Raw genomic sequence first — 13,084 nt, 5'->3', positions numbered from 1 at the left:
TTATTAGTTGGAATCAATCGTGGGCGCTATTCTATGTCGCCCCTGTTCAAATTGCACGTTAAGTATTAAGTTTCCGGTGTGCTTCATGGTTTGAAAGTCGAGTTTAACACCGGGCAGGTTTTTCCAAAACTCAATAACTCGTCTGGTGGTGCCTGAACTGCTGATCCAAAGATTAAAGAGCAAGCATCCTTGCAATGCAACTAAACGCGCTAATTGGCTTAAAAATTGACCCTGTGAAAATTCATAGGGCATACTATCACCGTCATAGAGATCAATAACGATAATATCAAAACGGGTGTCAGGTTCCAGTGGCCATTCTTTGACAAAAACACTGGCATCCGCTTCAATTGGTAAGAGGGTATCCGTTTTCGGAAGTTGAAAATATTGATGGGCAATGTCAATCACTGCCGCACGTTGTTCAACCAAAACCTGAAGGCAATTGGGCATTAATAGGTGTAATTGCGTTGCTAAACAGCCACCGCCGAGTCCCAACATTAATACCCGGTCAATTGGGCGTTGATTGGAAAAGGCCAAAATGGCCTCTAATAAGCTGGCTTGATATTCAAATGCCAGCGTGCAGGGGGCGTGCAAAAAAGCACGGCTTTGTTCAACCAAACTATCAAAGTACAGGCTGCGAGTATCAGCCGTTTCTACCACTTGAATGAGCCCAAATGCATCTCGAACGCTGTGAATGACTTTTCCGTGCGGGTGTCTGGCCATGGTTACAACTTCGTCGTTAAAGACTTAACCACCATAGCCGTAATTTTAGGCCAATGCTGGTGCTATATCCCACTTCAACAAACGCAATATTGCCGTCCTTATCAACCAGAAAACTGGCGGGAACTGCACGTGCGCCGAAGCGTTTCATAAGTTGTCCATCTTGATCATTAACAATGATATCGGCATTCATTTGATTGGCTTTTGCATAAGCTTGTAATGTCGCATCGTCATTTGATTGAGTAGCAATGTTAATGACCTGATAGTCTTTGGCAACCTGCTCGATACCGTCTTTGGCAAAGTCACAAATCGGACACCAGGTTGCCCAAAAGTGAATTAAAACAGGTTGCCCCTGGTAATTGGCTAATTGAATTGGTTGGCCAGTAATGCTGGTGGTGTTCAGGTTAGGGGCTTCGCCTTCAATCACATCGCCTTGCATAAAGGGGCGAATGGCTAGGTAAATGGCCAAAATCAGCAAAAGCGTTAACAGGTTTTGAACCCAATTACGTTTTAACAGGGGAATTTTGTGTTGCGGCTCTGTCATTTAGGCTTGTCCAATGTAGAATATAAGATATTTTCGGCCTTGAATCCCGTCCAGTGATAACGGGGTCGATGACCTATTTGTGAAAGCTTTATGATAACAAAGGAAATAGATGGACGCAGAATTTTGGCACCAAATGTGGGAACGACCTCAGCAGGGATTTCATCAACCTCAACCGAATGACTTTTTAACGCGCTATTGGCCAAGTTTGAACTTAAACGGAAATGAAACCGTACTGGTACCTTTGTGTGGTAAAAGCGTGGACATGAATTGGTTAGTGCAACAGGGGCATTCGGTATTAGGGGTTGAATTGAGTCAAAAAGCATTGGATGCGTTTGTCTCAGAACATCAACTCGTCTCCGAACCGCTAGAGCATGCGGTGTTTGATGGGCATCAAACGGCAGAGATGCGTTTATTCTGTGGTGACTTCTTTAAGCTGTCGGAGGAAGACTGTCGTGATGTTAAGGCATTTTATGATCGAGCCGCTTTAGTGGCTTTGCCTTCTGATATGCGACAACGCTATGCGGTACACTTAGCCGATATTTGCGCCGAGAATGTAACAGGGTTATTGGTTGTGATGGATTACGATCAGGCGGCGATGAGTGGACCGCCATTTTCGGTCTCTGATGCTGAAGTGGAACAGTTGTTTTCGGAGAGTTTTGAATTACAAAAAATCGCATCCGCCACTGCTGAGCGCAAAGGTGTTGAGGTGACAGAGAGTGTGTATGTTTGTCAGCGGAAAAACCGCTAATTGAGTCGCCCTCTTGTTATTTCAGACCGAATCGATTATGTTAGCGCCAATATTTTAGGGACTGAATAAATAGATGGACAATGCTGCTTTGATGGCCAATCCACCCAAACCTCCGGTGGATGCTTTGACGGTTTTACAAACGGTATTTGGCTACCAGTCATTTCGTGCGCATCAGCAAGCGGTGATTGAAAATTTGCTGGCTGGGCAGGATTGTTTTGTGCTAATGCCCACCGGTGGCGGTAAGTCGCTCTGTTATCAAATTCCGGCCCTAATCTTGCCAGGCACGGCCATCGTGATTTCACCGCTTATCGCACTCATGCAAGATCAGGTCAGTGCGCTTAAAGCCTACGGTGTCAAAGCCGCTTACTATAATTCCACTTTGGACTTTGAGACCGCCGATCAAGTGCTAATGCAATTGCATACCGGCCAATTAGATTTGCTATATGTATCGCCAGAACGATTGCTGAATGAGAGTTTTTTAAAACAATTACAACAGTTGCCCATTGCATTATTTGCGATTGATGAAGCGCATTGTGTGTCGCAATGGGGGCATGATTTCCGTCCCGAATATAGTCAGATCGGTAGTTTACGCCAAGCGTTTGCACAAGTGCCCTTTTTGGCGCTGACCGCTACAGCGGATGAGGTCACTCGTCAGGATATTTTAGACCGGCTACAATTGCAACAGCCACAAGTGCATATCAGTGGCTTTGATCGTCCAAATATTCGCTATCGTGTGGCTGAAAAACATCAGCCAATGCAACAATTGTTGACGTTTTTAGCCGATCAAGCCGTTGTGGATCAAAGTGGTATTGTTTATTGCTTGAGTCGTAAGCGGGTTGAAGAAGTGGCGCAAAAGCTGCAGCAATCTGGCTACAGTGCCAAAGCTTATCATGCAGGTTTGCCTTCGGATATACGTCACAGTGTTCATCAGCAGTTTATGCGAGATGAAGTCACGATTGTCGTTGCCACGGTTGCATTTGGGATGGGTATTGATAAGCCCAATGTCCGTTTTGTGGTGCATTATGATTTGCCAAAAAATATTGAAGGCTATTATCAAGAAACCGGGCGGGCGGGGCGAGATGGTTTGCCTTCTGAGGCGCTGTTATTGTATGGCGCGCAAGATGTGAATACGGCACGGTATTTTGTCAATCAGAACCCGAATGAAGCACAACAGCGTATTGAAGCGCACAAATTAGAAGCGATGGTGCAGTTTGCTGAGGCGATGACTTGCCGACGTAAGGTGTTGTTGCATTACTTCGGGGAATCGTTGGAGCAGAATTGTGGCAATTGTGATGTTTGCCTGAATCCACCGAAGTTTTATGACGGTACCACCGAAGCGCAAAAAGCGCTATCGTGTGTCTATCGGTTGCAGGAATCCTATGGCATGCGCTATGTGATTGATGTGTTGCGTGGTTTGGAGCATGAGCGAATCCGATTATCGAACCATCAGCAATTGAGTACCTATGGCATTGGTAAGCATTTGTCGGCAATCCAGTGGGAGTCTATTTTTCGCCAGCTAATTCATTTGGGGTATTTGCGTCAAGATATTCAACACTATTCTGTGTTAAGGCTCACGGCGAAGGCAGGAGAAGTGTTAAGAGGCCAAGTGAGTTTGCAATTGGCTTCACCACGGGATTCTTTGATATCGCTTAAGCGATCCGGCGCAAAACAGGATAAGGCTGAGTTAACGGCATCCGAGCGTCAAGCTTTTGAAGAATTAAGGCAACTCCGTAAGGAGATCGCCGACAGTGAAGAAAGGCCGGCCTATCAAGTGTTTGGTGATGCGGTGCTGTTTGAAATGGTGAAGAAACGCCCCCAAACGGATGGCGATCTTTTAGCCATTAACGGGGTGGGGGAACGGAAGCTCGCCCGGTATGGATTTGAGTTTTTAACCCAACTTCGCAGCCTAGAGAATGTCTGAGTAGCGAGCGTTTTGACCAGGCCTGGGTAGAATTGTTTTAGAAGCCGTTCTTAATTAAAGAGATGACGATACAATGAAAATATGGGTGGATGCCGATGCCTGTCCGGTGGTGATTAAAGAGATATTATTTAAAGCATCTCAACGCACACGGATTCCGATGACCTTGGTGGCGAATCATGCCATGCGATTGCCGAAACAACATTGGATTGATTTTCTGCAGGTGGGTCAAGGGTTTGATGTGGCGGATAATGCGATTGTGAAGCGGATAGCACCAGGTGATTTATTGATTACCGCAGACATCCCTTTGGCCTCGGAAGCGATTGGCAAGGGTGCAACGGCTTTAAATCCAAGGGGGGAACTCTATACCCTAGATAATATCCAAGCGAGACTTACGGTGCGTAACTTTATGGATGCCGTTCGTTCCAGTGGCGTGAATACCGGCGGGCCGCCACCTTTAAACCAGCGAGATCGCCAGGCATTTGCTAATCAGTTAGATCGTTTTTTGCAACGCGCAGCAACGTCGCGTGAGACAGGAGAATAGGCGTGAGTGATTCAACATTTTTAGATTTAGCCGAACTTCGGCAACGCTATTTAAAAGGCGGATTGGATGAAGAGAATAGTGCCGACAACCCTTTTAGACAATTTGAAATTTGGTTCAAACAGGCGCAAGAGGCCGATTTATTAGAGCCGAATGCGATGAGTTTATCGACTGTGGATGCACAGGGTCAGCCAAGTTTACGAACAGTCTTGTTAAAACAGTTTGATACAGATGGTTTTGTGTTTTTTACCAACTATCAAAGTGAAAAATCCAAGCAGATTGCACAGAATCCAAACGTGGCTCTGTTGTTTCCTTGGTTGGCGTTAGAACGCCAAGTGAAGGTACTGGGGAAAGCGGAGAAGATTTCATTGGCACAATCGATGAAGTATTTTGCCAGTCGCCCAAAAGGCAGTCAGATAGGGGCTTGGGTCAGTCAGCAAAGCCAGGTGGTCTCCTCTAAACAAGTGCTGTTAAGTCAGTTTGAAAAAATGAAACAAAAGTTTCAATCTGGAGAGGTGCCGTTTCCGGATTTTTGGGGCGGCTATCGAGTGGTGCCGCACCAAATCGAATTTTGGCAGGGTGGTGATAATCGTTTGCACGACCGAATTTGTTACGAATGGCTGGACTCTGAGAATCGTTGGTTAAAGAAACGGTTAGCGCCCTAAGAAAACCGTCATAAAATTGGGAAAACTAGGCACAAGAATTTAGTCATGCGTTAATCTTGAGTAATCGATATTTTTTAGCAACTCTGTTTTAAGCTCATGGAGCTTTTCGAGGCCATTCTTAGCATTGTGATGGTTGCCATTGAGTTTTTCAGTAATCAGTTTTTGACCCAGTTCATGAATTTGTGCATGAATGGTTTGAACATGTTGGTATTGTAATTCGGGCAACCTATCCTTCGCTTCTTTTTGCTCTAACCAATGGGCAAAACGGCATCTTGTCCCATCCATTTCAGGTGGCCAGTCGGCGCGGTCGGTTAAAAAGAATTCGATTTGATTAATCCAAGCGCGATGTTCAATGGCCGCAGTGATAAACACCAATTCATCTTCCGTCGCATGTGTCATACTTTGCCATTGAGGTTTGGTATGCCAGTGCTGGAGCCACTCAAGAACATGATCTGCAGGCATGGGACGACTGATTTCATAGCCTTGAATTAATTCGTAACCGAGTTTAAGTAACAGGTTGGCGACATATTCCGTTTCGACCCCCTCTGCAACCACATTTAGGTTAAAGGCGTTCCCCATGCCGATAATACTTTCCATAATAGAAAGACTTTGTGGATCGGTTTGTAAATCTTTAACAAAGCTCAAATCAGCTTTTAATTCATGAACCGGCAATGTTTTCAGATAAGTGAGAGAGGCATAACCCGTGCCGAAATCATCAATCGAAAATTGAATGCCCATCGCTGTACAACGTTTCATGACATTAGTGGTGCTAACAATGTCTTCTATGGCCGAGGTTTCCAGAATTTCAAAAGTGAGGAAGCTCGGCGGTATTTGATGATATTTTTCCAATAGAGTTGGTAAATGATTTGAAAACCTGTGATCAAGTAATAGCACACCATCTATATTGACACTGACCGGCAACAGTTTTCCTTCTACTTGCCAAGCACGCATCTGCTTAAAGGCTGCCTCGATGACCCAGAAGCCCGCTTCGAAGGCCAGTTCAGGTGATTGAATTAAATGAACAAAATCACTCGGTTGGAGTAAACCTTTGTCGGGATGTTGCCAGCGAATTAGGGCTTCTAAGCCATAAAGTTTTCCTGTTTTTAAATTGACCTTAGGCTGATAATAAAGAACTAACTCATTATTTTTAATAGCATCTTTTAAAGCAATGACTTCGCTACTGGTGATCTGGTCAGCACCATGGATATCAAATACATAAGTTTGGTTTTTACCGCGCATTTTAGCTTGGTACATGGCCTGGTCCGCTTGGCGAATCACTTGTTCTGCATCCAAGTCCTGGTGATGGTGGAAAAAGGTAACCCCAATACTGGCGGAGACACTAAATGTCATATCTTGATATAAAATCGGTTCATTGGCATGATCCAGAAACCGTTTCAGTAATGGCGTAAGAGTTTTTAGGTGGTCAGCATTTAAAATGACGGCCACAAACTCATCCCCACCATAACGTGAGATGCTATCTTCTTCCCGAATGGCGCTCTTGAAACGTTTGGCAATAGTTCTTAATAAATAGTCACCCGCTTGATGACCATGTTGGTCGTTAACGGCTTTAAAACCATCCAGATCAATAAATAATACGGCAATGGAGGTTGCGTGTCTTTTGGCACTGGCAATAGCCTGGTTTAGCCGATCTGCAAATAGCATTCGGTTAGGTAAACCGGTCAGCATATCGTAGTGGGCGATCAGTTCAAGTTGACTACGCTGTTCTTTTTCGACGGTAATATCCGAGAATAAGGCAATATAATTTTTGATGGTGTCATCTTTATTGTAGATGGCACTAATCGTTAGTTTTTCAGGATAAATTCGACCATCTTTACGTTTGTTCCAAATTTCGCCTGACCATTTACCGTCTTCAATCAGTTGACGCCACATTTCTTCGTAAAAGTCTTTGTCTTGCTTACCCGAGTTCAAAAGTTTGGGTGTATTGCCAAGTGCTTCGGCTTTTTTGTAGCCAGTAATCTTTTCAAAAGCTTGGTTGACATTAAGGATGACGCCACTTGGATCGGTAATTAAGATGGCTTCTTGTGCATGGGTAAAGACGCTGGCCGCTTGCCGAAGTTCATTTTCGGTTTCAGTTTGCTCGGTAATATTTTCAATCAAGCCGTCAATGGAAATGAGTTTTCCGTCCTTGTCGAGGGTCGCATGTTGAATGAGTTTAAGGGTTTTACGCTGTCCCGAGCGGGCATCAAAGCGAAAACTAAACTCATTCTTAGCTTGATGCTTATTAAGTAGGTTTTGGATGCTGTCATCAACAATGGCTTGGTCTTCGGGCAAGCATTGAATCACTTGGTGCCAATATTGATTTAAGATTTGTTCGGTTTGGGTTTCAAAAATCACCGCTGCGCTGTCACTGATATAGGTAATGATGCCTTGAGCATTCAAGCTATAAAGACAATAGTTTTCGCCAATCTCATCGACCAAACGTTCGTATTGATGTTGTTGTTTAATGATTTGTCGGTGGGTTCTTTTTTGTTCAATCAGTCGCCAAATTTCATTCGCGAGTAGTTGAAGTGCATTGACATCTTCATGGGTATAATCCGATGATTTATTGGCAAGTGCAAATAGCATTTCAACCCGATCTTGGTAGGTTACGGGAACAATGAGTAACCGAGTTAAAGGGCTGAGATCATTGAGCTGACCAATCGATTCTGTTCCTGCAGAGATGTCATTCAAAATAAGCGGTTTTTGCGTTTGTAATATTTGTGCTTCAATCCCGGCTTCCTCAATCGCATAAGAAGAAACAATAATCTCATGAAACTGTTTTCGAGTGGTTTGGCTAGAGTGGGTGATGAGTTCAAAGGTTTGGTTCTGGTTATTGTACAGATGAACAAAACCGACTTCGCTTCCGATATGACCTTCAATCTCATCAAGTGCTTGATGAATAAAGTCAGACTCTGATAATTTGGTGATTTGAGAAGGTAACGCCAGCAATATTTCGTCCAGTGCAGCTTTATCACTGAGCACTTTTTCATGTAGCTGAACCAGTTGCATCGAGCTTAATAAACGCTGGTGGAGGTAGAGAGCGCGTAATAAGCTAATCGCCAAAATAATGATCAGAATGCCGACTAAAATAATATCAAACGTATATTGCTGCCAAAATTGCTTTAGGCTGAATTGGGGAGGGATATGGTAAGGTTCTAGTTGCAACTCACGTAGGATTTTCTCGTAAGGTAAATAATCCGATGGCGGGATAAACCCGGCAATTTGAGCGGCTTTGGCTGCGGGGTGGTCAGCCGTTAAGTTATAAAGTGCCAAGGCGATTTGTTTGGTGGTGGTTTCATCAATGTGACTGAGTACGGCAAAGGGCCATTCCGGATAAAGGGTGGTCGACAGCTTGAAGGGATAGTTGAATAGATCCCGAGCGTGAATGACTTTAATATCTAAACCGGAGAGATTACCATCGTTAATCGATTGTTCAAGGATACCGCTGCGGACAAAACCGACATCGGCTTTTTTTGATAATACGGCTTCAATGACCCTTTCATTATCATGGGTCGTGATAAAGTTTAAGTCCTGTTGGGTCAGGCCTGTATGTTTGGCCAGTTCAGCCATCGGTATACTAAAAGCGCCAGAGCTTCGGAAAGAAGGAATGGCAATGGTTTTATTGGCTAAGTCATTCAGTGATTGAATATCTTCTCGGCCTGACAAACTAAAAATGACCCCCCCGAAGGTATTGAGGTGCTTGCCTTTATAGGCGGTTTGGACGGTAGCAATGGCATTGTTTAATGCATTTTCATGGCGAATGATCTGGTAGAGCGACGGGTTCGCCAGTACCAAGTCAATTTGATTATGTTGCACAGCCGTTCTCAGTGCCGAATCATCCATCGCATAGAGTTTGACGGTATGATGAGGTAGTTGTTGCGATAAATAGTCGGCAAGGGGTTGGTAACGTTTTATCGTTGCTTCGGCGTTGGAGTGGGCAAATACAGCGAGGTTTATTGTCGATTTAGCATGGTCAGCCTGTGCAATGCCACCACACAACACGCCTAAGGTAACGAGTGCATTGAGAGCAAATGTAAAAATGCGGTTAATGACTGCCATTCGATACATATTTGGGTAAATAGTCGGAGGTGAAAAGCTGATGAATATCATCTGGAAGTTGCTCTGGGGTTAACTCAGTGTAGGGCATTAATGCTTTCACCATGGTTTTTAAGGTTTCGGTATCTGATAAAATTGAATGATTTCTTTCCAAAGTGGGTAGTGCAATGCCTCTCAGTCCACGCTTCATTACGTCAATCGGTACACGATTGTGGATGGTGTTGGTCATTTCATACAACATATCACTGGGATTCGATTGAAACGATTTTACCATCTTAAAGTGGATTGCGGTTAAATCATCTAACGAACGACTGAGTTGAGAGAGCATGTCCGTTCTGACGGCTAAGACATCATAGTTCATATTTGGCAGTTGGCGGCTGTCAAAAATGGCATTAAATCCTTCTGCGAAAAATTGAAACGCATAAGGTTCATGGGTAATCACGATATCAACTTGATTGTTTTGCCATGCTTCAAATTGCTGGTAGGGCGGGATGGCGATTGCTGAAACCTCCCCTGGTGATAGGTTTGCGGCTTCCAGTAATTTCGACAAAATCAGTTGCCCATGGGCAGACACTTCATAGCCAATTCGTAACCCTTTAATATCGGCCAAATGTCTGATGTGATCTGGAACCAATAACATATCGGCTCCTGCGGAGATATCAAACACCATTATGACCGTCATCGGAATGCCTCTAGCACGGGCAATCAGGACTTCATCCAAACTGAGAGTCGCAACGTCGATTTGTTTTTTTGAAAGCCCGGTCAGAACTTCACTGGCAGATCGGAATTCACTAAATTGAATATGGTCTGGTAATTGACCTAAACGATGTCCCAGGTGTAAAAATTCAAAACCCAACCAGGGGTGCGAGCCGATGCGAACGGTATTTGGTTTACCGCAACTATAGAGACCCATGACCGATAAACTGGACAACAAACCGGCCCCAATGGAACGACTGATAAATTGTCTTCGAGAAATTGTCATGAAAATTGTCCACATTTTGTATAGGGTTTGATGATCATATCATAGGCAGGATTTGGCTTGAAATTATCCCATCAAGTTTAGCGCAAATTTTTTTTGGGGTTTGTTATAAATGTCCTCTGTGTTCGTTTGGTGTGGTGGATAACCTGGTGGTGTAGAGGTCATAGCGGGTATTCGGGCTTGAAATCTGAGCATTTGGTTTTGGCCCAGTGAGGGGAGGGGCTTTTTTGGGGCGTTTGACCACCACCCGTTTTTGCGCTGCTTGTAATGCTGAGATGAGGAGGGTTTCACTGTCTTGGTCAGGGCCGACCAATTGTTGTAGTGCTTGCATTTCTTTGGGAGCGGCAGCGGTTTTCTTTTTTTCGGGATACATCGGGTCGCAATACACCACATCACACTGGATATCTGGTGCCGACAAAAAGCTTGCCGCATCAGCTTCAATGAGCGTAATGCGTTCCATAATAGCGCGAATGTCATCTGGTGTGTCGGGGTGTTGGGTACGCTCAATGGCATCGGCCAATAATGCGGCAATAATGGGAGAGCGTTCAATCAAGGTGACCTGGCAGCCTAAGCTGGCAAATACGAAGCCGTCGCCGCCCATACCGGCAGTGGCGTCAATAATGTGCGGTTGTTGTTGTGCGATTACCGCGCGTGCTAAGGGTTGCCCCTTGCCGCCGCCAAATTGACGGCGATGGTTTTTCTTGCCTTGAATAAAGTCAATAAAAACGGGGCCTGACTGAGGGGGAAACAGTGCCAATTTATAGTCGGGAGAACCATCGGGGGTGCACGGTTGTTTGGGGTCTTGCCACCAACCCAATTCCATCGGTGGCGGGGTGTCCAATTCCCGAGTCAGCGGTAGCCCTAACCTTGTGGCTAGCGCGTGAGTGCGTTCAGGTAGGGCAGTCTCGGCAATGGCAATATGCATGGTCAGCGCGATTAACGGTCTTTTTCAAAGCCAAAGGTTTCAGTCACATAGTCAATGTCTTTATCGCCACGGCCAGATAAATTAATCAGCATCGTCGTGCCTGGGTTTTCCTGGCCGTACTTCATTGCCCAAGCGACGGCATGAGCACTTTCTAAGGCGGGAATAATCCCTTCTCGGCGAGACAGTTTATAAAATGCATCTAAAGTTTCAGCGTCAGTAACGCCATGATATTGGACTTTACCAGCAGTTTTTAGGTGAGAGTGTTCTGGGCCGACGCCGGGATAATCTAAGCCAGATGCAATGGAGTGAACCGGTGCCGGATTGCCTTCGTCATCGGAGAGCAGTAAACATTTAAATCCGTGTATCATGCCGGGCTTTCCGTAAGTCATGGTGGCGGAATGCTCGCCGAGTTTGGTGCCTTTGCCAAGTGGTTCAACTCCATTTAGAGTGACGGTTTCATCCTCTATAAAGCCAGCAAAGAGGCCCAATGCATTGGATCCGCCGCCGACACAGGCGCCAACCTGATCAGGCAATTCGCCAACCATTTCTAAATATTGCTGGCGTGATTCATGGCCGACTACCGATTGGAAGTTACGCACCATCATCGGGAAGGGATGTGGGCCAACGACCGAACCAATGGCGAATAAAGCGGTGTCCGCTTGTGGGACATAAGATTGAAACGCGGAATCGACCGCCTCTTTTAAGCTACGGCCGCCAAATGAAACGGGTACCACTGTGGCACCCAACAGCTTCATACGAGTCACATTGGGCGCTTCTTTAGCAATGTCGATTTCACCCATGTGAATTTCACATTCCATCCCAAAATAGGCCGCTGCGGTAGCGAGGGCTACACCATGCTGGCCGGCACCGGTTTCAGCAATGAGTTTGGTCTTGCCCATGTGTTTGGCTAACAGTGCTTCGGCCATACAGTGATTGAGTTTGTGTGCGCCGGAATGATTAAGGTCTTCGCGTTTTAAATAAATATGTGCACCGACATCGCGGCTGAGGTTGTGGGCGTAATAAATCGGTGTGGGGCGACCTTGGTAGTGTTTACGAATATAGCTCAGTTCATTCAAAAAGTCGGCAGACCGTCCCAAGGTTAAGTAGGCTTGATTGATTTCTGCGAAATGGGGTTCAAGCTCTGGCGGTAAAAAAGCGCCACCAAAATCTCCGAAATACCCTTCGGCATTGGGAAAGTTCTTTAAATAAGACATAGCCGTTCCTTTTGAAAATTCAAAAATGATATTAATGACGCCATCGAGATGCGCTGAGTAATCGTAAAGTCGATTTTAGGATCGATTTGAGAAGTCATTTTAATCAAAAAATGACCAGGCCTGGCCATTTTTTGATAGAGGTGGGAGGTTATGGCTTACGGCCACCGATCATACGGGTGATAATGCCGGGCTCTTCACCGGTTTCTGCTTTAATGATGGCCGCAAAGTGTAAGACTAAAAATGGCACTAAATACCATAATGCCAGCTCATGAAACTCCTCGATACTGTGTTTCCAGTCGGCTGGGCCATAGACAATCAATAAACCACTGATAAGCGATAATGCAACAAAACCATAAAGGCCGAGATAAGAGATGGCTTTGATTTTTTCTTTAGCCGTCGCGGTTGGATCCAAGGGGCCTTTAAAGTACAGACCGTTGGCTTTCATGTAACCAAAGCGCAGTAGCAGTAATGCCGTTAGAAAGTAGCCGGCATATAAATGCCAGTCAAACATCACGTTGCGAATGGATTTGGCAATTTTCACGGCATCGGATTCACTTAATTGCGCGTTGGCAAGCTGAGGGGCATCCATCAGCATTTGCGCCATGTGGTGTTTTTCCATCCAGCCCAGCCGGAGGAGCACGGTTAATAATATTAACAACATTCCGAACGCAAAGCCCCAGTGTAGTAAGCGGTGGACGAGAGGGAAAAACGTTTTATCTGTATTGTCCATCTTAAATCTCCTATTTGGTTTTTAAAAGGGAGTCTTTGTTATTTGTC

11 protein-coding genes are annotated in these 13,084 nt (G+C 45.2%); 4 read left to right on the top strand and 7 right to left on the bottom strand.

The annotated features are described in order from the left end of the window. Nucleotides 1-3 precede the first annotated feature (3 nt). Nucleotides 4-720: a hypothetical protein gene (locus tag CYQ88_RS06105; RefSeq protein ID WP_101840472.1), complete on the bottom strand. Its 717-nt coding sequence runs from the start codon at nt 718-720 to the stop codon at nt 4-6. Nucleotides 721-736: 16 nt separating this feature from the next. Further along, entirely contained in the window at nt 737-1,261 is a 525-nt protein-coding gene (locus CYQ88_RS06100; protein ID WP_101840471.1) for a protein disulfide oxidoreductase, read from the bottom strand. Between the two features lie 109 nt (nt 1,262-1,370). On the opposite strand from CYQ88_RS06100, the gene tmpT reads away from it, so the two are divergent. From tmpT to pdxH, 4 genes are all read left to right on the top strand, one after another. Then, nucleotides 1,371-2,009, top strand: a complete 639-nt coding sequence (tmpT, locus tag CYQ88_RS06095; protein ID WP_101840470.1) for a thiopurine S-methyltransferase — start codon at nt 1,371-1,373, stop codon at nt 2,007-2,009. A 73-nt stretch (nt 2,010-2,082) separates the two neighbouring features. After that, on the top strand, nt 2,083-3,930 hold the full coding sequence (gene recQ, locus CYQ88_RS06090; RefSeq protein ID WP_233188825.1) for a DNA helicase RecQ: 1,848 nt from the start codon (nt 2,083-2,085) through the stop codon (nt 3,928-3,930). Between the two features lie 73 nt (nt 3,931-4,003). After that, nucleotides 4,004-4,471: a YaiI/YqxD family protein gene (locus CYQ88_RS06085; protein WP_101840469.1), complete on the top strand. Its 468-nt coding sequence runs from the start codon at nt 4,004-4,006 to the stop codon at nt 4,469-4,471. Nucleotides 4,472-4,473: 2 nt separating this feature from the next. Beyond that, nucleotides 4,474-5,133 (top strand): pyridoxamine 5'-phosphate oxidase, encoded by a 660-nt coding sequence (gene pdxH / locus CYQ88_RS06080; protein WP_101840468.1) that lies wholly within the window; start codon nt 4,474-4,476, stop codon nt 5,131-5,133. A 39-nt stretch (nt 5,134-5,172) separates the two neighbouring features. Here pdxH and CYQ88_RS06075 read toward each other — a convergent pair whose 3' ends face one another. The 5 genes from CYQ88_RS06075 to CYQ88_RS06055 all read right to left on the bottom strand — a co-directional run bounded on the left by CYQ88_RS06075 (nt 5,173) and on the right by CYQ88_RS06055 (nt 13,037). Then, a complete protein-coding gene (locus CYQ88_RS06075) occupies nt 5,173-9,192 on the bottom strand; it encodes an EAL domain-containing protein (protein WP_158236019.1) in 4,020 nt (1,339 codons plus the stop codon). Then, nucleotides 9,179-10,171 carry an ABC transporter substrate-binding protein gene (locus CYQ88_RS06070; RefSeq protein WP_158236018.1) on the bottom strand — a complete coding sequence of 331 codons (993 nt, stop codon included), beginning with the start codon at nt 10,169-10,171 and terminating at the stop codon, nt 9,179-9,181. Before CYQ88_RS06070 ends, CYQ88_RS06075 begins: the two co-directional genes overlap by 14 nt. A gap of 103 nt (nt 10,172-10,274) precedes the next feature. Further along, complete coding sequence (locus CYQ88_RS06065; protein ID WP_101840465.1) at nt 10,275-11,093, bottom strand: class I SAM-dependent methyltransferase; 819 nt, start codon at nt 11,091-11,093, stop codon at nt 10,275-10,277. A gap of 11 nt (nt 11,094-11,104) precedes the next feature. After that, a complete protein-coding gene (trpB, locus tag CYQ88_RS06060) occupies nt 11,105-12,307 on the bottom strand; it encodes a tryptophan synthase subunit beta (RefSeq protein ID WP_101840464.1) in 1,203 nt (400 codons plus the stop codon). 148 nt (nt 12,308-12,455) lie between these two features. Beyond that, the gene (locus CYQ88_RS06055) at nt 12,456-13,037 is read right to left on the bottom strand and encodes a cytochrome b/b6 domain-containing protein (RefSeq protein ID WP_101840463.1); all 582 of its coding nucleotides are present in this window, start codon (nt 13,035-13,037) and stop codon (nt 12,456-12,458) included. Nucleotides 13,038-13,084 lie beyond the last annotated feature (47 nt).

It is taken from the genome of Hydrogenovibrio sp. SC-1 (genome assembly GCF_002848135.1).
Lineage (GTDB): Bacteria > Pseudomonadota > Gammaproteobacteria > Thiomicrospirales > Thiomicrospiraceae > Hydrogenovibrio.
This window is presented reverse-complemented; position numbering and strand designations above follow the sequence as displayed.